19 protein-coding genes and 1 pseudogene are annotated in these 24,645 nt (G+C 36.5%); 5 read left to right on the plus strand and 15 right to left on the minus strand.

What is annotated here, in order from left to right; genetic code table 11:
* Positions 1–342 precede the first annotated feature (342 nt).
* The 3 genes from V192_RS0117420 (at position 343) to V192_RS0117430 (ending at position 3,089) form a co-directional block, all read left to right on the plus strand.
* Positions 343–1,188 carry a helix-turn-helix domain-containing protein gene (locus tag V192_RS0117420; protein WP_025873558.1) on the plus strand — a complete coding sequence of 282 codons (846 nt, stop codon included), beginning with the start codon at positions 343–345 and terminating at the stop codon, positions 1,186–1,188.
* Between the two features lie 235 nt (positions 1,189–1,423).
* Entirely contained in the window at positions 1,424–2,008 is a 585-nt protein-coding gene (locus tag V192_RS0117425; RefSeq protein WP_025873559.1) for a lytic polysaccharide monooxygenase, read from the plus strand.
* Between the two features lie 31 nt (positions 2,009–2,039).
* Entirely contained in the window at positions 2,040–3,089 is a 1,050-nt protein-coding gene (locus V192_RS0117430) for a chitinase (RefSeq protein ID WP_025873560.1), read from the plus strand.
* Between the two features lie 131 nt (positions 3,090–3,220).
* Here the strand turns inward: V192_RS0117430 and V192_RS0117435 are convergent, their stop codons facing one another.
* The 5 genes from V192_RS0117435 to V192_RS0117455 form a co-directional block, all read right to left on the minus strand.
* Complete coding sequence (locus tag V192_RS0117435) at positions 3,221–3,847, minus strand: recombinase family protein (protein ID WP_025873561.1); 627 nt, start codon at positions 3,845–3,847, stop codon at positions 3,221–3,223.
* A 57-nt stretch (positions 3,848–3,904) separates the two neighbouring features.
* Positions 3,905–6,049: a peptidase domain-containing ABC transporter gene (locus V192_RS0117440; protein ID WP_025873562.1), complete on the minus strand. Its 2,145-nt coding sequence runs from the start codon at positions 6,047–6,049 to the stop codon at positions 3,905–3,907.
* 12 nt (positions 6,050–6,061) lie between these two features.
* The gene (locus V192_RS0117445; RefSeq protein WP_025873563.1) at positions 6,062–9,175 is read right to left on the minus strand and encodes a type 2 lanthipeptide synthetase LanM family protein; all 3,114 of its coding nucleotides are present in this window, start codon (positions 9,173–9,175) and stop codon (positions 6,062–6,064) included.
* A gap of 109 nt (positions 9,176–9,284) precedes the next feature.
* Positions 9,285–9,470: a serine-rich class II lanthipeptide gene (locus V192_RS21475; protein WP_128080838.1), complete on the minus strand. Its 186-nt coding sequence runs from the start codon at positions 9,468–9,470 to the stop codon at positions 9,285–9,287.
* A gap of 124 nt (positions 9,471–9,594) precedes the next feature.
* On the minus strand, positions 9,595–12,309 hold the full coding sequence (locus V192_RS0117455; RefSeq protein ID WP_239644730.1) for a SpaA isopeptide-forming pilin-related protein: 2,715 nt from the start codon (positions 12,307–12,309) through the stop codon (positions 9,595–9,597).
* Positions 12,310–12,609: 300 nt separating this feature from the next.
* Between V192_RS0117455 and V192_RS0117460 the strand changes: the two genes are divergently transcribed.
* Complete coding sequence (locus V192_RS0117460) at positions 12,610–13,485, plus strand: helix-turn-helix domain-containing protein (protein ID WP_025873565.1); 876 nt, start codon at positions 12,610–12,612, stop codon at positions 13,483–13,485.
* 29 nt (positions 13,486–13,514) lie between these two features.
* On the opposite strand, the gene V192_RS0117465 is transcribed toward V192_RS0117460, so the two are convergent.
* The 7 genes from V192_RS0117465 to V192_RS0117495 all read right to left on the minus strand — a co-directional run bounded on the left by V192_RS0117465 (position 13,515) and on the right by V192_RS0117495 (position 20,847).
* Entirely contained in the window at positions 13,515–15,743 is a 2,229-nt protein-coding gene (locus tag V192_RS0117465; protein ID WP_025873566.1) for a vWA domain-containing protein, read from the minus strand.
* 32 nt (positions 15,744–15,775) lie between these two features.
* On the minus strand, positions 15,776–16,435 hold the full coding sequence (locus V192_RS0117470) for a hypothetical protein (protein WP_025873567.1): 660 nt from the start codon (positions 16,433–16,435) through the stop codon (positions 15,776–15,778).
* A gap of 71 nt (positions 16,436–16,506) precedes the next feature.
* Complete coding sequence (locus V192_RS21030) at positions 16,507–17,172, minus strand: winged helix-turn-helix domain-containing protein (protein ID WP_025873568.1); 666 nt, start codon at positions 17,170–17,172, stop codon at positions 16,507–16,509.
* 78 nt (positions 17,173–17,250) lie between these two features.
* A complete protein-coding gene (locus tag V192_RS0117480; protein WP_025873569.1) occupies positions 17,251–18,123 on the minus strand; it encodes a BsaA family SipW-dependent biofilm matrix protein in 873 nt (290 codons plus the stop codon).
* A gap of 57 nt (positions 18,124–18,180) precedes the next feature.
* Positions 18,181–18,942, minus strand: coding sequence for a hypothetical protein (locus V192_RS0117485; protein ID WP_025873570.1), 762 nt, complete (start codon positions 18,940–18,942; stop codon positions 18,181–18,183).
* 34 nt (positions 18,943–18,976) lie between these two features.
* The gene (locus tag V192_RS0117490; protein WP_025873571.1) at positions 18,977–20,014 is read right to left on the minus strand and encodes a BsaA family SipW-dependent biofilm matrix protein; all 1,038 of its coding nucleotides are present in this window, start codon (positions 20,012–20,014) and stop codon (positions 18,977–18,979) included.
* An 89-nt stretch (positions 20,015–20,103) separates the two neighbouring features.
* The gene (locus V192_RS0117495) at positions 20,104–20,847 is read right to left on the minus strand and encodes a signal peptidase I (protein WP_025873572.1); all 744 of its coding nucleotides are present in this window, start codon (positions 20,845–20,847) and stop codon (positions 20,104–20,106) included.
* Between the two features lie 446 nt (positions 20,848–21,293).
* Here V192_RS0117495 and V192_RS0117500 point away from each other — a divergent pair, with 446 nt between their 5' ends.
* Entirely contained in the window at positions 21,294–21,863 is a 570-nt protein-coding gene (locus V192_RS0117500; RefSeq protein ID WP_025873573.1) for a recombinase family protein, read from the plus strand.
* A gap of 340 nt (positions 21,864–22,203) precedes the next feature.
* Here V192_RS0117500 and V192_RS0117505 read toward each other — a convergent pair whose 3' ends face one another.
* The 3 genes and pseudogenes from V192_RS0117505 to V192_RS0117515 form a co-directional block, all read right to left on the minus strand.
* Positions 22,204–22,518: a DMT family transporter gene (locus V192_RS0117505; protein WP_025873574.1), complete on the minus strand. Its 315-nt coding sequence runs from the start codon at positions 22,516–22,518 to the stop codon at positions 22,204–22,206.
* A pseudogene (locus V192_RS20610) lies at positions 22,515–22,849 on the minus strand (DMT family transporter). The gene V192_RS0117505 and the pseudogene V192_RS20610 overlap by 4 nt, the downstream one beginning before the upstream one ends.
* 743 nt (positions 22,850–23,592) lie before the next feature.
* Entirely contained in the window at positions 23,593–24,456 is an 864-nt protein-coding gene (locus V192_RS0117515) for a PhzF family phenazine biosynthesis protein (protein WP_025873575.1), read from the minus strand.
* Positions 24,457–24,645 lie beyond the last annotated feature (189 nt).

Raw genomic sequence — 24,645 nt, forward strand, 5'->3', positions numbered from 1 at the left:
TACAGAAGTAGTAACTTTTACAAGTTTTGTAAATGCTTATTTCTTAAAACCCATAAAAAAAACTTTTTAAAAACAAATTAAAAAAAACTTTTTAAAACAGAATAAAAAAATACTTCCATTTTAAAAAGCTTTTTGTTCTAACTAATTGTTCCAAAAAAATCCCTAATAACTAATTTTTTCACACTACACGTGACCCGTATTGCCGTAACCAAGTACTTCAAACAATAGATCTAAAAATGTTAACATGCTTATCCCTCCAAAAAATTAGTTGATTCTAAAGGGATAATACCATACTATTATATAAAACTAGAACTATAATGCATAAACATAGAGGGGAAAAATATGAGAATCAAAGGAGATATCATCCGTTCAGTAAGAAAACAAAAAAAATTGTCGCAGGTCACTTTAGCTGCTGGAATTTGTACACAAGGAACTGTCAGTAATATAGAAAATAAAAACGTCTGTGACAGTCTTGAAATCCTTGACGCAATATGTAAGAGATTAAACCTAAGTCTTGAGAGTGTATTAGATGATAATGATGAAAAGAAATTAACCTCTTTATTAAATCATGTTGAAGATTTATGTAATACATTTAAACATAAAGAAGCTCATTCACTTTTACAAGCAACATCAATCAATCCTGCTGATTTCCAAAATAAAGAGTTGGAAGTTCGTTGGCTGTATTTTAAGGGAATCACAAACTTATTAGGTTTCAACAACACAACGGATAGCTTATTTTATTTCTACCGTGCCGATGAGCTTGGTGATCCAAACTCGATCTATGCCATTCTTTCCGTCAACAGTCTTGGTATCGTCTATGAAATGGCCAATGAGTTGGATAAAGCCCAAGTTTATTATGAAAAATCGATCGATATGCTAAATAAAATGACAATCAAAATGCCTATTGAAGCAACGAAAATATTCTTCAATACTGCTAAATTTTATTCGCTAATCAAAAATTACGATACAGCTTATGATTTAGCTACAAGCGGCATGGCCTTAAACCGAACATACCAATCTTTATATATGCTAGATCTTTTAGCCTATGAAGCAGCATTTAATGACTTTATGAAATCCCCAGATTTAACAGCTCCTGATTTTAAAAGTGCAAAGGTTTTTGCTGCCTTTAATGAAAATCACTCTCTATTATCAGTGATTGCAAAGGATGAAAAAACATTAATTCGTTAAAAAAATCTTGATCAACACTCCGCTAGTAGGACATTTCAGCCTACTGACGGAGTATTTTATTTTTAACTATTACTAGTTATTATAGATAAATGCTCCGTGCTGAAAAGAGTTTTTTCACAGAATTGCTCACCATTTTATCATAATAAAAATAATTGCATATCATTTGAATAATATAAAACAGCATGTTACATTTACAATTGTAAGCGCTACAAAAATACTTTTAGGAGGAATCACAATGAAAAACACAATGCTCAAAGCAGTCCTTACACTTGGTTTATTGGCAGGAGGTCTATCTCTTTCAACTACTGTCACACATGCTCATGGATATGTTTCATCACCTGGAAGTCGGGCCTATTTTGGTAGTACCCAAGGTGGAAAAATAAATAAAAATGTTGGTCGTGCAGAGTGGGAACCTCAAAGTATCGAAGCTACAAAAAATACCTTTACGCCTGGAAAATTAGCCAGTGCAGGTGTCAGCGGATTTGAGCCTTTAGACGTTCAAACAGCCGATATTTGGCATAAAACAGACATTACGACTGGTCCTCTTGCTATCAATTGGACACTAACAGCTCGTCACAGAACCTCTACCTGGGATTACTATATGACAAAACAAGGCTGGAATCCAAATCAACCTTTAGATATCAAAAATTTCGATTTAATTGGACGTGTTGACGATAAAGCAGCTATCCCAGAAGCTTCTGTCAATCATACAATCACTGTTCCAAGTGACCGCAAAGGCTATCATGTCATCTACGCTGTTTGGAATGTTTATGATACGACCAATGCTTTCTATCAAGCAATCGATGTCAATGTAAAATAGGAACTAAAATAAATTAAAAGGAGTCCTGTCCATGAAATTCAAACAGCTTATTCCTGCCTTTTTATTCGTCTCAGGTATACTAACAAGTACCTTACTAGCATCAACACCTGTTGATGCTGCAGACTCTGCCAGTGAAATGGTCAGTGTAGCAAATAAGAAAGTCCTTGTCGGTTATTGGCATAATTGGGCTTCTAAAGGTCGTGACGGCTACAAACAAGGAACTTCTGCCAACATTTCATTAGCAGAAGTGAATAAAGCGTATAATGTGGTGCCTGTTTCATTCATGAAAAGTGACGGTGTCAGCCGAATCCCGACGTTTGTTCCTTACAACAAAACTGATGCTGCTTTTAGGCAAGATGTTGCTTTACTTAACAGTCAAGGGCGAGCTGTTTTACTTGCATTAGGAGGAGCTGATGCACATATTCAATTAAAAACTGGTGATGAACAGGCTTTCGCTGATGAAGTGATTAGACAAGTGGAGACGTATGGATTTGACGGACTGGATATCGACTTAGAACAGTCCGCAATTACAGCTGGTGATAATCAAACGGTGATTCCCAAGGCCTTGAAAATCGTTAAAGAACACTACCGAACACAAGGAAAAAACTTCATCATCACGATGGCGCCTGAATTTCCTTATTTAAAACCAGGCGGTGCTTATGAAAAATACATTACTTCCTTAGATGGTTACTACGACTACATTGCACCACAGTTATATAATCAAGGCGGTGATGGTGTTTGGGTAGACGAGATCAATAAATGGATCCCACAAAGCAACGATGCGTTGAAATATGAGTTTCTTTATTATATGTCGGATTCAATGATCCACGGCACACGGACATTCTTGAAGATTCCAAATGACAAACTTGTTTTAGGTCTTCCTGCAAATATCGATGGTGCCGGCAGCGGTTATGTGATTGATCCGACATCCGTTTACAAAGCACTTGATCAGCTAGCTAAAGATGGCAATCCAATCAAAGGACTGATGACTTGGTCCGCTAACTGGGATGTTGGAACGAATGTCAATGGCGTACCTTACAATAATGAATTTGCTACTCGGTATGCACAAATTTTACAATAATTGAATAAAGAGATTGGAATGAACGGTCCTATTTCCAAAGGGATTGCTTCTGATCCCACCGTTTATTCGGATTTAGAGCCCGAAGCAAAACTAATGTTTAGTTTTGTCTCGGGCTCGTCTTTTTTCTTTTTTTATGATTTCTCTTCTACACTACCCACTAATATTTTACTACTTTTAGAAACATCCGTTGTCTTTTTCGTTCGATAGACACCGTCTTTCCTTAAATGATGATAGATTGTCGAGATAGAAATACCGCAACGTTTTGAGATTTCTTCTGTTGAAATGTCGGTATTGTGGTAGAGCTCAAGTGCTTCATTGACTTGATTAACAAGCGGTGGACGACCTAGAACAACACCTTTTTTTTTGGCTGCGCTCAAACCTGCCAGTACACGCTCACGAATAAGTTCTGCCTCCATTTCAGCAAAAGCGCCCATGATCGTAAAAAAGAAGCGACCCATTGGTGTCGATGTATCGATATTATTTTCAATACTGACAAAATTGATATTTTGCTCGTTAAAGCGTTCTAATAAAACCAACAACTGTTTGGTTCCTCTAGCTAAGCGATCCAATTTAAAAATAACAAAGGTATCTCCTGGCTGCAAAATATTCAGTGCCTTATTCAGTTCATTGCGAAAACTTTTACGTCCACTTTCATATTCTTTGAAAATTTGATCAACACCGTAGTCTTCTAATGCTTGTTGCTGAGAATCAAATTTTTGATAATGTGTGCTGACACGCATATAACCAATAACTGTCATTCTATTTTCCCCCCTTAGAGTTCCTCCAAAACCTATGATCTACAGTCTACTTCTCTTTTACTCGGTGATATTCATCGGTTCAAAATAAATCGAATGATAATAACCTTCTAGTGCTAATAACTCTTTATGCGTCCCTTCTTCAACGATCCTACCTTGATCCATTACTAAAATACGATCGAAGTGCTTGATCGTATTTAAACGATGGGCCACAATGATACAAGTAAAGTCATAGGTCTTTAAACGATTCATAATGAAGTTTTCTGAAATATTGTCTAACGAGCTAGTCGGTTCATCCATCAATAGTAGACTAGTTTCTTTGACCAATGCCCGGGCAATCGATATTCTCTGCATTTGTCCACCTGATAGATTCATCCCACCCTCTGAAATTTGCGTTTCTAGTCCTAAAGGTAAGTTCATAATGATTTCATCTACTCGTGAATCAAAAATCGCCTGTTCTATTCGTCCTTCCGGAGCTTCCGTTTGATTCAATACGATATTTTCGTATAAAGAAGCATTAAAAATCGTCGGTTTTTGATTGACGATACTGATGCTACTTTTCAGTGAGGTATCATCGATTTGCTTTAAATCAACATCATTGAATTTAATTTGCCCTGAAGTCGTGTCATATAAACCTGCTAGCAATTTCAGTAAGGTACTCTTGCCGGAGCCACTTTTACCAACGATAGCTACTTTATCCCCGCGTTCAATTTGAAATGAAACAGAATGAAGGATCTCTTCTTCAAAGTAGCTGTATTTAAAGGAAACATCCTCAACTGTTACTGAATCAATTCCTGAGATTTGTTCTCCTTCGTTGACCAGTCGTGGATTATCTTTTGCTTCTAGAATTTCATTTAGCTTGCCAAAATAAGAACGTAATAATAAGAACTCTGTATATGAATCAAAAACTGTTACGATCGGTGCAATAAAAGCGCCTGACAAGGCATTAAAACTGATTAGTTCTCCCAATGTCACTTGGCCTTGCGTCACTTGAAATAGCCCTACATAAATCAGCACAATCGGTAAAATAAATTGAATCGAGGTTTGAATCGTTCTGACCCACGTAGAAAATCGATTTTTCTCCGCTCGCAACATGATTTGATTTTTGAATTCATTGCGCCATTTTGTGTAAAATTGTTGCTCAGAGCCAGAAGATTTAACGGTCTCCATTCCCTCAAACAATTCTACCAGAATGCGCTGAACCTTAGATTGAGCAATCAACTCTTTATTGGTAATGCTTTGCACTCGTTTGGAGTTGACTACTGAAATAGCGCCCATCATAAATGCCCCAAAAATAGCAATCAGTGTTAATTTCAGCGACAAGTTGATCATTAAAATCAAATAGATAAACACAAATAGAAAATCTACTGAAATCGTCAGCATTCGTTGACTCATGATTTGCTGAATGATCACACTTAAGTTCGCTCGAAAAATCAAATCTCCCGTTGAGCGATTCACAAAAAAGCGCAGCGGCAAATGAATGATCTTTTTCATGAAAGCCTTCATCAGCGTTAAATCAAACAAGTTTTCCAATACAATCAAAACTAGTCCTCTTGCAACCTGTAATAAATAATAGGCAATGAACAGAATCACGATCGTTGACCCGATTTGAACGATATTCGTCACAGCAACAGTCGAATTATCAATGATTGTTTGCGTCAATCTAGGTATAGCAATTGTCACCATTTGAATCAAAAGAGTCAACGCAATAAATAGAGCGACCTTTGCTCGTTGATTCGTTAAAATTTCTTTTAGAATCGTCCAAGTGGCATTCTTTTTCTTCTTTCTTTGTGTGATCGTGACATCAACGTCCGTTAAGATCAATGCAATATTTGAAAAACTAGCTTCAAATTCAGCTCTCTTTATTTTTTTCCTACCGCTCGCAGGATCAAGAATAGTTGCCTCTTTAGCTGTTAGTTTTTCTAGAACGATATAATGACGCTCTTCCCAAAAACAAATCGTCGGTGTCGTCTGTTCCTCTAAGATATCTAATTCCAACACTCGAATCGCTTTGGTTTCAATGCCACGAACCATCAAGATTTGATTTAAGTTGGTCAGTGTATTACCGCCTTTAGGTACGCCATAGACATCGCGCAGGTGATTTAGCGTAACATTGTCATCATAATAGTTCAAAACCATCGTTGTACAAGCTAGTCCGCATTCACTATGCTCACTTTGTTCAGTGAATGGTACTTTTTTTGTCAATAGTATCCCCCCTTACTTCTTTGGTAGTGCTAACGTTAAGACATCTGCTGCTTGGTTAGCATCATGGATGCGGATAAGCTGGTGACCAATCCCAGACAATCCTGTAAACAAACCATATTTAGGTATCGTTGGCAGTCCTTCAAAGATATAGCTTCCTTCAGTAATCTTCTGATAGGCGTTTTGAACTTTTGTTTGAATCTGTTCTTTTTGTTGCCTGTTGGCTAATGTTGTTTTACCATATTCAATCAAGAATTCTAAATCACCAAAATTACCGTGACATAAGCAATCATCTCTTTTGTCCTGATCGATCAATCGTTGGGCGGCAATTTGAACTTCTTCTGCTAATCGTGGATCGTCAAATCCGCTATTTAGTAGATCCAAATAGGCCAATCCAATCCCTGTAGAGCCATAACACCACAAATCATTCACCATTGGGATCATTGGACGAAGGTCTAGCCAACCATTTTGACTAGGATCGAACGTTGTTCTTTCTTTTACCAAACAGGTTTCAATCAGTTGTTTGATTTCAGGGTCTTTTTCAATTTTGAATAAACTGTTCGCTCCGTGAATCACACCTGAGTAACCATGTGCAAAACCGCCCTGAGTGATTTTTTCAAGATCTAAATCTAATAATAACTGTTTAGCAAAAGCCAAGTAATCCGCTTTATTCGTCAACTGATACAAATGGACAAACACTTTCACGATCGAAGCCGTCCCACCATTCCAATCATAGCTTTCAACAGACTCTTTCTCATAGCGTTCCATGTATTTTCCTGCAATGGATTCAGCTACTGATAGTAACTTGGGATCATGATTATATTTATAGGTATATAGCAGTGGATAAACAGCCGCAAAGGAGCCATAAAATGCTGAAATACTGTCCACATAGTCGGCTTCTAGCTTCAATACTAGAGCTTGTGCCAACTCATAAGGCTCTTGGAATCGATCGTCCCCAGTAATATGATACAATTCACTGAAATACAAATACATTCCGGTGATACCGTCATAAAAATTTTCATTCATAACATTCACAACATAATTGTCCGGAGAAGTTTCTTCAATGTCCTTCCATGCAATCGAATCTTCACCAATGAATGCAGCTTCAAGCACTGCTTCACCAACTGCTACAGCGCCGTCTAAGAAACTCACCTGTGGGATTTGCTCTTTTAACGGAATTACTTTTTCTTGTAGATCCGTTGAGTGATACAAACCAAATGACGTTTTCAGATAGTCCAGCTGCTGTTCTTCTTCCTCTTTTGAAAAGTTCTTCAATCGCAGCACTTCAAGATCGATCGCTGTTTCTTGATACATTCCGTTGATTATTTCACCTTGACTGGCCATCAAATCTTTTGTACTTGTCGGGTTAAAGAAGATCGGTACATCATGCTGCAGCATATCTCTTACTTCATAAGGTACTGGTTCTGAATTAGAATAGCCATGCATCCATAGATTCTCAAATAGTTTCTCCCGCTCGATATAATCGACCATACAGCTAGGATGTGTTGAGTAATCTAATAGATCGCCATAGCTTTGAGTTGTTTTTATTACGTTGCGGACTAGGCAATCTGAAAATGTCTTTTCCGCCAAAAATGCCAATGTTTCTCTATTTTGCATAGCAAAAGCTGAAAATTCTTTAAAGCCTGCAATGATCGTGTCGATATATGGAACAAAATCAACCTTTTCTCCCTTGAACATAGGAATATTTTCTGCTGCATCTGTAATGTGTTCTTGATATTTAAATTGCATGTTGATGGAATCAAAATTGATCAATTTCAACACTTTATAGGGTAATTTCTGCTCGCCACCGCTAAGCGCACTCAGTTGAATTCCCTTTGTAGCTCCTTCAACATCCGCTTCTGCCCGTTCTTCAAACAAGTAAATAGGCACTAAACCACTCATAACGACTGATTCACCATTTTCTTGGATCACCTTAACGATAGCATTTTCCCCATCTGGCATCGGGAAATGGTTTTGAATGATCGTCTCCAGATCGATCAAAACAGGATATTTTCCAAAAGCCAGCACGTTTTCTAGGTGAAAATCATTGCCATTCAGTAAATAAACTAATGCGATTGTTTGGCCAAACTGACGATAGTAGTGATTGACCTCTTCTTGTGATACACATTCAGAATAAATCAAGCATTCTTCAAACGTATACTTTTCTTTAACTATTTTTGTAGTCAAATAAAAATCAACGTTTGGATTCATCTCATTGATTTCTTGAATAAATTGGTCAAAGCGTGCGCCAATCACTAGATTTTTCGGTTTAAATACGACATTCTTCTCATTGCTTAAGGTCAAAATTGCCACTGATTTACCTTTATCATGAGAATCCCCTGCCCCCATTTTTAAACCTGTTAAACAAATTGGCTTTTCTACTTGGAATACTTGATTAAGCTCTGTTTCGCTTTCAGCAAGTGCGTGAAGCAACTCTCGAAAGTTCGCTAACTGAAAATCAACTGTTTCAGCATACAATCTAGTCAATACTGGATATTGATCAAAAAATGCCAATAGCTTCTCTTGTGAATCAAAGCGTGTTATTAAATATTGACGAAAGCCTTCTTTTTCATCAAGTGATTCTGAGGATGGGAGCTTCTCTTTTTCTACATGCAAATCATAAACAAACGTCCGCAATCCAATATCCATAAAACGATTGATTACTTCGCCTAAATATTCTGTCATCGCTGTTGTCTGGACTATAATTGTTGGAAACTCCGCAATAATTTTCTCTAATTGTTTTTCTAAATAATCAATATGCAAACGTAAGGCATAGGTGAAATTCGCTTTGCTTTCATCAAAAACATCTGCGACTAAGAGATCTTCTTGTGATAAGATCAATTTCGTTGTTTTCATCCATTCTTCTTCGGAAATTGCTGTTACAATATATTCTTTTTCATCCGAAGTCAATTCTTTAATTGCTAAATCAAATCCTTCTTCTGTCAACTTTAATGAGTCCAAAATCTCTTTAAAGCGTTCATCCGTCACAGTTGTGGGACGTTTACGCCATTTTTTATAATTTTCAAGTTGATCATCAGCATAAGTTATACCGTTTTTGGAGTTATACTCTTTTAAAAGGTCATACCGTTGTCGGATTGATGTAGCCTTCGCCAAATTTTTAAAACTCATGTCAATCTCCTTTTATACGTTTATTTATGTAAAATTTCTGTGATTAAAAACAAGTGCTAGACAAGTTTCCTATCAAAAGGAACTCGTCTAGCAACTTGCTTATTTTAGATTACCATCCGCAACATCTTGAAGAGCAGCAGCTATAGCTACATCTTGTAGAGTAACAGCTACTTGATGATGAAGATGAAGATGATGAAGACCAGCTCCAACCAAAGCTTCCTTGTACTTTATTCATTTCTTCTGGTGTTAATTCCTCAAAAGATTTCCCAACTTTTTGTTCAGCTTGTTTGTTCATAGTGTGTTTTCCTCCTAAATGATTTTTTACGACAATAAAATGTGCACTTTTATTCCCATTTATTTAAAATAGATCGTTTATTAAACTCTCTATTTCAAAACATTTTTTTCCTCACTACAATAGCTTAGATTACTAATTTAATAATAGTGAATTTGTTTGCTTCGATTTTGAAGCTTGTTGGCTTAGTAGTCGTTCTACCTTTTTCAGCAGGTTCAATCGTATACTCTCCTGGTAATAAGTAGATACTGATTTGACCAAATGCATTAGTGACAACAGTGGTCTCAAAAGCGGCACCTTTCGTACAAACGATATTGTATTCCAAGCCTTTTAGAACCTGTTTAGCATCATTACTTGAAAGGTAAACTAACGCACGCCCCTGGTCTTGTTTTGGTTTATTATAAAAGACTGCTTCTGTAATTGTTTCTGCAACAATTGTTTTCGTTTGAACTGCTGCATCAATTTCATAGCCATCCGGAGCTTTTGTTTCAGTGATCGTCACTTCACCAGCAGGTAAGCCTGGGAAGAATAATTCACCTTGAGTATCAGTGGTTCCTTTGTGAACATTACCTGCTGAATCCGTTACTTCAAATTCAGCGTTTGGCAAGACGTTAGTCGTTTCAAAACCATCTTCGTCTTTGGCGTATTTTGTGATTTTCAAACCGCCTAAGTTTTCTTTTTTAACATTCGCATGTCTAACTTCGGCTACTTTGCCTGATTCAACGGTTACTTCATAGAAAGTTGTATCTTGTTCATAGCCTGGCGGTGCTTCGATTTCAATGACATAATACTTTCCTGGTTCTAGATCCGTTAAAAGAATTTCTCCATTACTGTCTGTCGTATACGTACCGATCAGGTTAGTATCACCGTCATATACCTCAAAAACTGCTCCTGGTAAATAGACGATTGGATCTGAATCCTTCACATATTTAATGACTTTTAATGAACCTGTCGCAGGCAACTCTATTTTTTTATTGACTATTTCAATTGAAGCTTTGCCGTTTGGATCTGTCTTAGATAAGGTAATAAATCTTGGTGTTGTATCTAATTCATAGCCTTCTGGCGCTTTAGTTTCAATCAATTTATAGGTACCATATGGTAAATCTGTTAATTGACCGATACCATTTGCGTCTGTTGTGATCTTGCCAACTAGCTGATCATTTGAGTTATACACATCAAATTCAGCGCCGGCCAAAAGCGTTCCAGCTTCGTCTTTTTTCACTACCTCGAGATCGCCAGTTGTTTTTTCTAGCTTATTCGTAATCGTTATACTAACCACACCGTTTGGATCATCTTTGGAAATAACGACCGTTTTTGGTGTTGCGTCTAATTCATAACCCTCTGGTGCTTTTGTTTCGATTAATTGATAGGTTCCACGAGGCAGATCTTTCAATGTAGCCATTCCGTTTTCATCGGTTGTAATGTTACCGACAACCTTGCCGTTGGCATCACGAACTTCAAACTCTGCTCCTGCTAAACGTTGTTTGCCTGATTCATCCTCTTTGATCACTTCAAGTGAACCCGTGGCAACTTTTTCTTTGTTCAATACTGTAATACTTACTTTTCCGTTTGGATCTGTTTTAGATACTGTGACATATCTTGGGGTAGTATCTAGCTCATAGCCTTCTGGGGCTTTTGTTTCGATCAATTGGTAGGTGCCAAATGGTAGATTGCCCAATGTAGCAACTCCATTTGCATCTGTCGTAATTCTTCCAACTACAACTCCGTTGGCATTTCGAACTTCAAACTCTGCTCCTGCTAAGCGTTTGCCTGCTTCGTCTTGTTTGATCACTTCAAGTGCACCAGTCGTAACTTTTTTCTTGTTTAGTACTGTAATACTTACTTTTCCGTTTGGATCTGTTTTAGATACTGTGACATATCTTGGGGTAGTATCTAGCTCATAGCCTTCTGGGGCTTTTGTTTCGATCAATTGGTAGGTGCCAAATGGTAGATTGCCCAATGTAGCAACTCCATTTGCATCTGTTGTAATTCTTCCAACAACAACTCCGTTGGCATTTCGAACTTCAAACTCTGCTCCTGCCAAGCGTTTGCCGGTTTCGTCTTGTTTAATGACTTGCAATGCACCTGTGGTAATGACTTTTTTATTCAAGATGCTGATGCTTGTTATTCCATTAGGTGATGCAGAAGAAATAGTCACGTATCTTGGCGTTGTATCCAATTGATGACCCGCTGGTGCTTGCACTTCGATCAGCATATATGTTCCGTATGGAAGTCCTGACAGAAAAGCTGTACCTGTGGCATCTGTTGTGATTCTTCCCACAAACTGATTATTTGAATTATAAACGTCAAAAACTGCTCCAGCCAACGCTTGATTATTTTCATTCGTTTTAATGACTTTCAATGTTCCTTTTGATACAGTTGGCGGTAATTGTGTATTGCATTTAGTCAGACAAATGAATTGTCCAGAAAATGAAATGTTAAAGTACATTGCGCTTGTTTCTAATTGATAACCATTTGGTGCCTTTGTTTCGCGAATTGAATAACTCCCTATTGGCAATGATCGGGTTTCAGCAATACCATTGTAATTAGTCTGGATCACTTGAACAACACGATTGTATCTATCATAGATCGTAAATTGAGCACCAGATAATCGAGCATTTGTCCGTCCATCATATTTAATAACTTGAATGCCTCCGCATGACACAGGAGCAAAGAATCGGGGTGCTACGGTTGAACCAGTCGACAGTTTCTCTTGAACACCTGACAGATAATCATTTGTGAATAGATTTTCGGTCTGACCATTTCCCGACGCTGCTGTTGCCCACGATGTATTTTGGGCTGCTTCAGCCTGTTTTGTACCTATCGTACTGATTGCTAACAAAACCAAAATAAATGAAAAAATAAATAGCTAATTTTTTGTTTCATACAATAAAACTCCCTCAACAATTTTTGATTTTTAACTTCTAACGAATAATTTTAGTAAGTAATAAACCAGATAAATAATTCAATCATATTGCTCACTCCTCTCTCTATTTAAAAAGAAATTCCAAAAAATAAAAATAAATTTAAAAATTGTTTTATTTTGCACTAGTTATTTAATGTTTTTGCTATAATAACATATGTACCATAAAGTTTTTCACAAGGTAAAGTATTTTATACCGATGGAGAGGGGAACTATAATTTGAAAGATTATGGAACGTTAATAAAAAAAATACGACTAGAAAAAGGCCTTAGCCAAAAAGACATCTATAACGGTATTATGACTAGGCAAACTTATTATTTAATCGAAACAAATGTCAGCATGCCGTCTTTTGATAAATTTTTGATGATACTGGAAAAGCTGTTTATTTCAGTGGATGAATTTCTTTATTTGCTTGATCCAGAAATGTGTCCAACAGAAATGCAGCTATACCGTCAGCTAAGTCAAGCTGTCTTTAAAAAGGATCAGAACATGCTTGATTCGCTTGCTGAAAAGTCTCAACATTTTTATTCCTTGACCAATAAGCAACAGTATTTCCACCTAAATTTAATCACTCAAGCGATGTCCTATTTGAACAAAGAACCCGTAGAAGCTGAGGCGACCAATTTTTTGAATGAACTGATGCAGCCGATCAAACAATATCTGATTGGTATCGACAAATGGTATCTTTATGAATTAAAACTGTTAAACAATTCCTTATATTGTTTTGAGCTTTCAGAGGCGATTGCGTTGGGAATTCTGGTCGGCAAAAAAATCGATGTCCTCAGTCATTTAGAACAATATCAAGATATTAAGCTTAGAATCTATTTAAACCTTTCTAGCTTATGTCTTAATTGTCAAGATTATGAGAACACCTTACTATTTTCGACTCTGGCTAAAGAAAATGCTCAAAATAATTACCGGTTGTTTGAAACGATTATTGCAAAACTAAACTATGAGATTGCTCAAACGGCGAATCTAAAACAGTCAGAGAACCTTCAAATCAATCATTATCTGACTATTTTAGAAAATTTAGATTATAAAGCCACTGTACTTGAGTACAAAAAAATCTTACGTTCGAACGCCATTTATTATTAATTTATTTGTTTTTTTTAGAAATCCAATTATTATCCGAACTTATTTACTTTGTAATCCCAACTATAGGGTCTCGGTGACTCACCATTACTATCTTCCCCAAAATTAGGTGTAATAAACATCGTTACCCAATATTCATTATCTGTTTGATAATCTAATACAGCTTGATTGTTTTTTATCAATGCAGCTGTATTACTGGATAAATGGATCGTATTTAGATTTTCGTTTGTTTTCGTAGCAATATAACCGAAAAATGTATAATATTCAGGAACTAAATCAGTTATTTTTAGCAGCTTCTGATCCTTGTTTAATGTTATTTCATATTTAGTAAAAAGCGTTTGTGAGACTTCAGGTGCGGTATCCTTTGTAGTACTTTCAGAAATCAAGTTGATGGACTGTTGTGTCTCATCGATCGTCGAATGGTAAAAGCCTTTTGATGGAACAACTAGTTCAGAATTTGGCTTGAGTACGCTTTGACGAATATTTAACAAAACGGTCTTCGTTTTGGGATTTTGCTTATTCGTCACAATGATCTGCTGATGTGCGTGATCTTTAGTAGCCAGTGCAAATTTGAATGTAGCTTTGGAATTTTTTGTTTCTAGTCCGTTGATATCGATCGTTGTTTCATAATCTTGATTCGCTTTTAAGAGCTCTTCTACAAAATAATCTTGATCCGCTTTCCATGGATGAACGATTTTCTTAATGTCATTTGAATAGAGTGAAAATCGATCATTTGTAGTGTATGAATCGTTTCCATACTTAAAGTCAAACATTTCTGTTCGATCATTTATTTCTTCACCTTTTTCATTCAGTAACTTTTTTTGTAAACTAACAATGATCGGTTTGACAAATGGTACATCAAACGTACGGTCTCTTATAGTATCACTATAATCTTTATACTTAATTGTTGCTTCCTCATTCGTTGCTGCTAGCCCGTCTTCGCCTATAACATCTGGCTTCAAGACATCATTTCCAGCGTTCACCCGATATTTGATTTCTGCAAACATGACATCTTCATCAGGATCACTAGAAACTGGTGTTTTAAGTGTTCCAACTTCCCAATAGATCGTTTGACGACCAGCTACCTCCTTAATCTCAGTTATCCCTTGAGTAGCAGAGATTCCACCGTCCATTTCAAAGCCGTCTCCCATTGAGTCAACAACAGAGGCAGTTTTTATTGCTCCGACGATTTCTCCAGCAATTCCACTTAGAATATCCTCTAAATTATCAGCCGTTGCAGCAAAACTTTTATCCTCAGAAGTAGCCATTTCTTTCATCGTCTGATTTCCTGTAACCACTTCATCATCTTGTGAGGTTGAGTCCATATCTACACCGATCGTATAAAAATCGGTCACAACCAATTCGCCATCTGCTCTCTTTTCATTTTTTGAAATCGTTGCTTCGGCTATTGCACTATGTGCATGGTTAGCCATCAAGCGATTTTTGGAATCTTGTGGTTGTTCATATTCAGGAGCGAATGCACCAATTCGGTATCTCGCACCATTTCCATATCTTTTGCTATAGTCAAAATTTTCTTTTGGAATGGTCTTAACAGTTTCATAATAGTCATAGCCATTTTGTAGATAGTCAAATTTTTCCATGCCAGCCAGCTGATTATATGGTGCTGTTGGTGGATAACTATAGGTGGGCACGCCATCAGATATCAATACAATATTTCTTTTTTTACCTGTTGCTTTTGCCATCACTTCAGTCGCTGATTTGATTCCAGCCTGTGTATAGGTTCCTCCATTTACCACGGGTTCCAATTCTTTGATTTTATCGATCAACAATCCTTTATGAGCTGGATCAACAAATTGGCCACTCCAACCAGCTTCATTAAAGGTATAATTCGTTACTTCACTACTGTATGTAACAAGTGCGATTCTATTTTCGTAATCTTTTCTTAAGACCATATTCACAAATTTTTCAGCAGCCGTTTTGGCTTTGATCATTCGGTCATTATCTTTCATACTTCCAGAAGTATCAACAATCAGTACAATATCTGTTGCCGGCGGCGGAAATTGATTGCGGCCTTCAATACGTAACGTGATATCCCATTGATTGACCATTCCTGCTACAGGTTCTGCTATTTTGCTTATACCAACTTTCCCTGGTGCTAATTCGGTTTTTTTGGCCGCCTTCACTGGAGCGTTTGTATCCACTAAGAAAGATTGAGCTGTATAGACGAAACCAATCAAACAAAAAATAGCTATCAGCCCTTTAATCCATTTCAGTTGCCTGTTTTTCTTTCTCTTAAACACAGTATCTACCTTCTTTGCTTTTAGAATTTCAGCTACTCATCCACTGTTTGATTTTTTAACGTATTATCCACTTCCAGTTGAGGATTCTCAGTCGGTATTTTTCCGCCCCACCAAGCATCTCTATATGCAAATTTGGTTGTGTTGATACCTTCTGCTTTCACTTCAAAGGATAACGTAGCACCTTGATATTCTTCTGTGATGTTCGCTTGATTCATTTTTACATTAGTAAATAAGTTTGCAGTGCTGGCTCCTTTGACCAACTTATATTTGTAATAAAAATAGCCATCCTTACCATCGATCCAATCTTTTAGGTTATAATCAACACTTAGTACTGGCTGTGGACCATTTACCGTTGCCGGCAATAATGTAATTGCTCCATTTGGCTGTTTTTTGGTCAAGATAGGTAAGGCTAACACTCGGATAAAACTTGCCTGTTCTCCCGTATTTTTGATCGTTACTTTTTTTAAATAGTCTTTCTCAGGCTCCAGCACTGTTGGCGGGTCAAATTCCTCTTCGATAGTGTTTTGAAGATTACCAACTCTGAATTCGTTCTGCTTTTGATCAGAATCGGTCAAAGCAGCGTAAGTTTGATACAAGCCAAATGAAAGACTGAATAGCATTACCAAAAAGCCCGTAAGTAAGCACCATTGTTTTATGCTTAAATACTTCTTTACCTTCCGCTTTTTTTTCACGATCCATCCACTCCCTATACTGACGTAATTAACTATGTGCGAAACATCAAAATCCCTTATGCTCCTACTTCTTACTTAAGCAATTCTTCTGGTATATTCAACCGATAACCTTTTGAGCGAACAGTTTTGATAATATCCGCATATTCATCATCAACCATTTGTATTTTTTTACGTATATGGAAAACTAAATTTGCGACACGATATTTTGGTGCAATCTCTTCTTTATCCCATAAATATTCAGCGATTTCCTCATAAGTACGAACCTTGTTGTTGGATGTATACAAACAATCCAACAATGCATATTCCAATTTAGTCAGAATGATTTTTTTACGCCCAAACCGCACAGTTAAACTTGACGAATCTAGATAAAAACCTTGTTCTTTTTCTATTGTCATGCAACGTATGCCATTCTTGATAGTCATCGCAATCTCATCAAAAGAATCTGATGCTAATAAAAAGCCAGTAACTCCTAATTTCAAATAGACAATTTTTTCTTCACCTAATGGTTCATCCATCAAAATCCAAATCGGTTTTGATGGCATTTCTTGAAGTTTTATCAGCCATTGAAATAATTTTTCTATCCGAACATGCTCATTTTTTTGAAGCAAGATACCTTGTATGGAGGCTAGATCCGTATTTTCTAAGTCATAAATCTGAATATCAAAATCAGTAAAAAGTCGTTCTAGTTCATTTTCTTGTATCGTTTGTTTATCCGAAAGCATCCCTAGCGCGTACATATCTTTTCACATCCTTTTGATTTTTCCATCTACTCTTACAAGTCATTCAGTTCAGTGTATAGTTTCAAATTACTTTCTTTAATCACTTAAGCGATCATGGTACATGTCATATATCTCTCCAGAATTGCCAATATTCCACGTGCTTAAAAGTCCTTTCGTTGCATCATGGGCATCCATCAGAGGATTTAATTGATATAGCGCACCTTTAAACTTATTTGGTGCATTCGAACTCAATCGTACGCTTTTCAACACCAATGCACTGACTTCACTAGGTTGAAGCAACTCAGAATAATAAAAATATCCGTCTTTATATAACCAGTAATCTTTTGTTCCTTTTACTGGCGCAGTAGTATAAACATTATCTGGAAAGTTCAACTGAAACCAACGGAGCTCCGTTTTGTCTCTGCCACTGTCTTTAAATTTATACATTTCTGTTCCTGTGAGTACATTAGGAACAATTGCTTTTTCTGCAATAACATGTTTACCCTCGCGTAAATAAGTCCCACCGGCGTCAGCTGCTGCTTGCCATGATCCTGTGTCTTTTGGATCAACCGTTGGTAATACTTCTTTTGAAGAGGTTGCTAAGTTACCATTGCCTGTTTGATCAGTGGTATCTATTTTGAATGTTAATAAATACTCATATAAGCTGATACGGACGAATGCAGGAAGATTACCAGTGTTCTTAACTTGAATCACTTTTTTTGTATCCACTCCGGGTTGCCATTCAAACTCTGGTTCAAATTCCTCTACGATTTCAGCTGCTAGCCTTGAACCTACAAAATGATTGACTTCACTGTCTTCAGAAACAAACCATGCGTATGTACTTCCTAGAACCATCAAACCAGAAAAGAGAAATGTGCAGACAGCGACAATCAATTTAGTGTTTACTTTTACAGTTTTCTTGTTTCTTTGTTGTCGTTTTTTTCTTCGAAGTTGCTTTTTTTTCTTCATGCTGTGCTGCCCCCTGTCATTTGATCGTTCTAAAAAATTCAATTGACGTTATCATCATTAGTCGTTTTTTCTCTTTGGTCTATGTTGTTTTTCTTGCTTTTTATATTTAAGTATTAATAAAGAAACTAAAACCAAGAACAAACCGATACATGAAAACAGCAATGCATTGCGCCATTCTTCTCCTGTTTTTGGAAATTTTAATTTATCTGTTATGCTTTCTAAAAAAGGTTTTTTGGGTTGATCTGGCCCCTGTGTATCAGGGAGTGTTGTTTTGACTGCCTTGAATGACCAACTATTTTCCATGATATTCTTTTCAAAAAAATCTCTGTTGGTATATTTTTTTCCGTCTAATTCAAAATCTGCTTCTAGCGTTTTCGTATCACCGCTTTTAAATGTACCTAAATCTAACGGTGTTGCTTTATCTTGTAAATTCAATGTTTGACTGACACCAGAGACTGGGCCTTGATAGACTTTTTTGCCGTCATACCTCAATGTCATTTCAATAGCTTGAGCTAAGTCCAAAGTTCCTCTAATAAGTGTAGGCTTGCTGACACTCATCGTTAAATGATAAGGGATATCTTTTTCAAGATTGATGATCGTGATTTTGGTGGACCATTTTTTCCCTGGTTCCACATCACGAATATCCACTAGGTATTGTCCGTCGCTTTGTATTTTAATCCCTTGATCATCACCAGCTACTATTCCAGGAGGAAGATTTGTTTCAGAATTTACTTCAACAGGTTTAATTACGAGTGATAAACTGACCAATAAAAATAGTCCCATCAGAAACCACCCTGTCATCCTGTGTTTTCTTTGCATTTTTCTTCCTCCTCAAATAGTTAACGGTTTTTGATTATTTAGCAGGTACTAATGCTTTCAAAGCGTCTGCTAAAGTTCCACCTGCTGGTAACCAATCATCTACAGCATCTTTATATGCTGCAATTCCTTGACCTTTAACGGTTAAATCATAGATCAATTTACTGTATTCATTGCCTGCTGTTCCTAGTAATTTAACTGCATCCATCAATTGTGCTGTATTCACACCAGGATCTACTACGCTTGTATAGTAGAAATAACCGTCAGCAGAGTTGAAATACCATTTATCAGCAACTGTTGGATCTGTTGTAATATTGTTGAATGAAATTTGAATATTGCCTGTTCCTGTTGCTGCTGGCGCATTCCAAATCAATGTGCCATCTGGTGTAAATGTCGGTGCATAAACTGGGTTGGTCCATTCTTTTTCATCAGCTGGTTGATATGCTAGTGATACATAGCTAAGTGCTGGTGTACCAGATTTTAGGCTGATTTGATTTGCTGCATTGCGAGTGAAGCCATCTATACCGCTTGCATGGTATAATACGCCGTCTTTTTCAAATGCGTAACGATACGTATACGTTGTTTTTGTGCCAACTGTTTCAGATTTTTCTTTCACTTTTAATGTGTAAGTTCCTTTAAAATCGCCTGCTGTAATCTCGATTTTCGGCGCAGCTCCATCAAATGTAGAAGCTGTGAAACCTGCTGGAGCATCTGTTCCTGGTAATACATAAACATCATCAGCTGTTTTACCTTCAAGCTCAGCACCAGTTGTTGGTTTTGCTTGATGATCTTGTAAAAGTTGTAATGATTCTTTTAAAGATACACGAATCAATGTTTTGTATTTACCAATATTGGCAATTGCTACATCTTTGTTTACTTCTGACCCTGGATCCCATTCGGTCGGTGGTTCAAATGTTTCCACTACTTCAATATCTTTTCCTGTTGCGATTTGCCCTTCAAAGTGGTTATTTTTTTCGTCTTCACTGGTAAACCAGGCAAATGTTGCTGCTAATACGGCAACCAGTGCAAAACCACTTGCTAAAGCAAGGACTTTTTTCTTTCTGTTTTTATTCATTTCTCAATTTCCTCCCAAAATATTTTTTATTATTAACTTTTTAATAATAGAAAAATTACTTTTCTTCCCCTATCAAAAAGTGAATACCTTTATTTGTTTAAAATGTAATATCGTATAATCGTGATGAATCCAAACACCGAAATTAAAAAGATAATCGACACAAGCGGGTTCTCACGTATAAAATTTAGAAACGCACCAACTTTAGGAATCACAGCAATTTTTTTACCGATCACTTGTTTTTCGTTGATCGGAACATCTTCTGCTAAATTGGCATCTCCTTGTGTAATGTAGTAGGTTCCTTTTGTATCCCCTAAGTGATCGAGCTTTTCTTTCACTCTATGCGTTAAAAAGGCCTGACTTTTAATACTTGGTCGAAAGGTGATGATGTCTCCGACCTTGGCCTTATCACCTGCAATATTTTTGACTATGATAATGTCTCCAGAATGAAAACCGCCTTTTTGTTTTTCAGGATCTCGCGGCACCATTGAATCTGTCAGTACGCCGAAAAATCGATAACCCAACACACTTTTATCTGTATTACCTGTCGTCGCAAAAGCAATAGAGCCAAAAATCATTAACAAAATAAATCCATAAAAAATCACATTGAATAATATCGTATAAACAGGATTTTTAGATTGTTGAGCAACAGGTCTTTTTTTGTGTGAAACAGATGTTGGCTTTCTTTTTTTCTTCTTTGGATGCGGCTTTCTATCTGCCGGCTTCGTTGCTTTTTTGGGTCGATTTACGACTTGTTTTTCATCTGTTGATTGCTTTGGTGGTGATTTACGTCTTTTTTTAGCAGGCTGTTGCTTCTTGTGCCGCTCTTCTGCCATTTGTCTGAACCCTCACTTTGCCTCGTACTTACCCAAAACAATGACTCCTCATTCAAAATCAACTAGAACAGGCATTTCAACTTAAAATTGCAGTCATTTTAAGTGTCCAAAAAACTAATGATATTGAGAAAATCAACTAAAACGCAAAAAAGAAATACGTATGAATGGCTAAACCCTTTCATAACGTATTTCCAAACTGTTTCTCCTAAAAAAAAGTACAGGCGTTTCAGCTCTATAAAAATCATTAGTTTATTATAGAGAAAACTGAAAGTCAATAGTATTCTAATAATATTTTTTACTACTTGTATCTTTCATCTTCAAAGGCGGTGGTTGCAACAATTTTATCGATTTTATTTGGCTATAGAAAATGCTGAATGATGAAGCAACAGTTTATTTTTCGCCTGAAATATGGCAATTATCAATTATTTAGAGGTAGGTGTTCATTAATGGCTGTTATAGGCTATATGCGTGTCAGTACACATCAACAAAAGTTCGACTCTCAACAAAAAGCGCTCGAACAATACGGCGTTGACCAGATTTATAAGGAACGAGAAAGTGGTAGAAAAACATCTAGGAGTGAGCTGAATAAAGTATTGTCCTGTTTAAAGTCAGGGGATACACTGGTTATATTCAAACTTGATCGCCTGTCTCGCGGAACAAAGCAACTGCTGAATTTATTAGAAGAATTTGATCAGAGGAATATTCATTTTGTCAGTATTCAAAACAATATCGATACTACAACCGCAATGGGCCGCTTTTTTTTCACTGTGATGGGTGCATTTGCTGAAATGGAGGCAGAATTAATTCGTGAAAGAGTGATGGCAGGTCTTGAAGCCGCCAAAGAAAATGGAAAACAACTAGGACGCCCACCGCGAACCAAAGAAGTAAACGAAGCGCTGAACCTTTATGTCAATTCAGATTTATCGGTTCCTGAAATTGCAAAAAAATGTAATATCTCTGTACCAACGGTATATAACCATATCCGTAAGCACAACTTACTAAGAAAAATCAATTAAGAATCACACACCGCATTTACACATAAAAACACAAGGAATAAACTAAGGACAATTTATCTACATTGCACACTTAATAATAGTACATACTCTGAAAAAGAAAGTGGTAGTTGAAAAGAATGAGTCCGGGACAAAACTAAAAATCAGTTTTGTTTCGGGATCTAAATCCGAATAAACGGTGGGATCAGAAGCAATCCCTTTGGAAATAAGCTGAGATTCACAAAAATTTGAAGAGCAATTTTCTTGAATCTCTTCTTATTTCTCGGGATTAAACACTTCTGACCCAACCTCATTCTTTTCAACTACCACAAAATAACGTGATTTGCTACTAAATAATTCCTAGCTACCCAATCAGTTTCAAACCAATGACAGAAGCTAAAATAACGCCAATAAAAATAATTCTACGCCAATCTTTTGATTCACCATAAAAAAGCATTCCTAAAATAGCTCCCCCAGCAGCTCCAATGCCTGTCCAAATAGCATACGAAATTCCCATGGGTAAACTCTTCATTGCTAGATAAAGAAAGATAAAGCTGGAACCAAATGTCAAAAACAACATGAATAAGTTTTTTTTATCTTTATTAAGGTTAAAACGACTGATCGATCCGACTCCTAACATTTCAAAAATTCCAGCGGTAATCAAAAATAACCAACTCATTTTTGTTCAGCTCCTTTCTCTCCTGTTACGAATTTCAAGCCCATCACACCAATCAATAATAATGCGATCAATAGAATCTTGGCTATTTTAAATTCCTCTCCAAAAACAGGATTCCTGTAATCACTGTACCTGCAGTTCCCAAGCCCACGAATACCGCATAAGCCGTTCCGACTGGCAATGTTTCTCCCGAACGGATCAATGCGTAAAAGCTAATGAAAATAGCTAGAACTGTTAATAAAATTTCCCACCAAGTATTACTATGCTTCATTCCAATCACCCACAATACTTCAAAAAATGCTCCGATCATTAATTTTATCCAATCCTTATTCATCTAAAAACCTCCTAAAATTTAAACATACAGCTATAAAAATACTCTCTTTCCCTCTGCACCAACTGCGGATGCACTGAACAGTCCCTCATTTCCTCGTTCTATTTTTAGCCTGTTTCAAAACTATATGATCAACAAATAAAAAAAGTGTCAATCAACAATTCTATCTAAGGCCTACGAATTGTGAATTCACACTTTTGATAATAAGTAGCCGGCGCCACCTATTAAAGTTATTTGATTTAATTTTAATGTTTCAATCGACTAAAACTGCTTCTCATTCTACTCCACTATAAATGTTTTGGCAATAGGCAAAATTTCCCTTACTTTATTAAATAAAACTTAATAAATCAATTTTGGTTCTGTCTAATTGCTTGAAATCAACTTTTTGGGGGCTATTTTCCTCACAAATACATAAAAATTCATGTATTTGACCGATATTTCTTCCAATCATTTTCTTGAAAAATATCTTTTCTTATAGAAATGTTTTATTCGATCAGATAATTCTGTAAATTACAGCATCCTGATTTTGTAAATCTAATCAACATATGATACACTTATCTTATCAAAAAAGATTCCTAGTGAATCAGTCAACGTTGATATTACTTACTTTAGGCGGTAGTAATGTCAGCGTCTTTCTTTTGTCTATACAAATTATAACACACTAAAATCTTTTTGAAAATATACATAGACTTGGCGTAATAAAAAGATCCTGTCTCTTAGAGGTTGGATCTTTTATTATGTGTATTTTATTTTCGTTCACTATTTTCTATAGTCAGATCCTTTGTTTCACAGTAATAGCCTTTGCCGCCAACGTAGACTTTTTCTATCTCGTTCTCGCTATTCGTTGTTAGTTTAACTACTATTTCTGAAGGCGAGTGTAAAGAATATCCTTGTTCAAATACATAGACTTCCTTTGACAAGCCAAGTCGTTGATAAAGATAACAAGCTAAAGCACCATTTGACGTTCCAGTCGCCGCTTCTTCATTAATATCGTATAGTGGAGCAAAATTTCTACAGATCATTCGTCCCTCATTAAATGTGTATAGGTGCATTCCAATAACATTGTAATCCTTGCTAATTTCTTTGATTTTCTCAAAATTAGGTTGTAGTGCCTGTAATTGTGTTTCGTCTTTTATTGGAATTAAAATATCTTTTAGGCCTGTGGAAACAATTTGAATTGGGTTTCTATAGTCTATAGCTTTAATATCAAAACAGTCACTAAGCTCGTTTGGAGATAAAACGTCATAGAACATCGGGCTGGTTTGTTCCATGAATATGATGTCCTCTTTAATGGTCACAGTAAGAACACCACTATTTGTTTCAATCGTATAGTGCGTTTGAAACAGTTTCTTCAAATACTTCAGTATTACAAAAGATGCAATTGTCGCATGACCACATAGATCAACTTCTTCTTTTGGTGTAAAATACTCAAATTTATAATCAGCAATCATAGATTCTGATATAAATGCGGTTTCCGCATAGCCTAGTTGTTTGGCTATCGCCATTTTTTGAGTCGTGGTCAGTGTTTTCTCCATCAATACCACTCCTGCTTTATTTCCACCTTTATGATCCTTGCTAAATCCACTGGCAACATAAACAGGTATTTGCATAGGACACCTACCTTCCTTCTTTACTTATCAATAAATTGTAGCATAGAAAGACTACTTATAAACATCGTCAGTTTTGTTTCGGACTCTAAATGCGAATAAATGGTGAGAGTAGAAGCAGCTACTACACTGCATTACACCACCTTTTGACCTCATTAACTTCTACGCAGAAAACAGGCTAGAGCTGCTAAG

It is taken from the genome of Enterococcus crotali, assembly GCF_000633635.1.
GTDB classification, from domain to species: Bacteria; Bacillota; Bacilli; order Lactobacillales; family Enterococcaceae; genus Enterococcus_L; species Enterococcus_L crotali.

Coding starts and splice junctions, on each gene's coding strand:
- V192_RS0117420 (WP_025873558.1), top strand. CDS start 343: ATGAGAATCAAAGGAGATATCATCCGTTCAGTAAGAAAACAAAAAAAA.
- V192_RS0117425 (WP_025873559.1), top strand. CDS start 1,424: ATGAAAAACACAATGCTCAAAGCAGTCCTTACACTTGGTTTATTGGCA.
- V192_RS0117430 (WP_025873560.1), top strand. CDS start 2,040: ATGAAATTCAAACAGCTTATTCCTGCCTTTTTATTCGTCTCAGGTATA.
- V192_RS0117435 (WP_025873561.1), bottom strand. CDS start 3,847: ATGACAGTTATTGGTTATATGCGTGTCAGCACACATTATCAAAAATTT.
- V192_RS0117445 (WP_025873563.1), bottom strand. CDS start 9,175: ATGAGTTTTAAAAATTTGGCGAAGGCTACATCAATCCGACAACGGTAT.
- V192_RS21475 (WP_128080838.1), bottom strand. CDS start 9,470: ATGAACAAACAAGCTGAACAAAAAGTTGGGAAATCTTTTGAGGAATTA.
- V192_RS21030 (WP_025873568.1), bottom strand. CDS start 17,172: ATGTACGCGCTAGGGATGCTTTCGGATAAACAAACGATACAAGAAAAT.
- V192_RS0117480 (WP_025873569.1), bottom strand. CDS start 18,123: ATGAAGAAAAAAAAGCAACTTCGAAGAAAAAAACGACAACAAAGAAAC.
- V192_RS0117485 (WP_025873570.1), bottom strand. CDS start 18,942: ATGCAAAGAAAACACAGGATGACAGGGTGGTTTCTGATGGGACTATTT.
- V192_RS0117490 (WP_025873571.1), bottom strand. CDS start 20,014: ATGAATAAAAACAGAAAGAAAAAAGTCCTTGCTTTAGCAAGTGGTTTT.
- V192_RS0117495 (WP_025873572.1), bottom strand. CDS start 20,847: ATGGCAGAAGAGCGGCACAAGAAGCAACAGCCTGCTAAAAAAAGACGT.
- V192_RS0117500 (WP_025873573.1), top strand. CDS start 21,294: ATGGCTGTTATAGGCTATATGCGTGTCAGTACACATCAACAAAAGTTC.
- V192_RS0117505 (WP_025873574.1), bottom strand. CDS start 22,518: ATGAGTTGGTTATTTTTGATTACCGCTGGAATTTTTGAAATGTTAGGA.
- V192_RS0117515 (WP_025873575.1), bottom strand. CDS start 24,456: ATGCAAATACCTGTTTATGTTGCCAGTGGATTTAGCAAGGATCATAAA.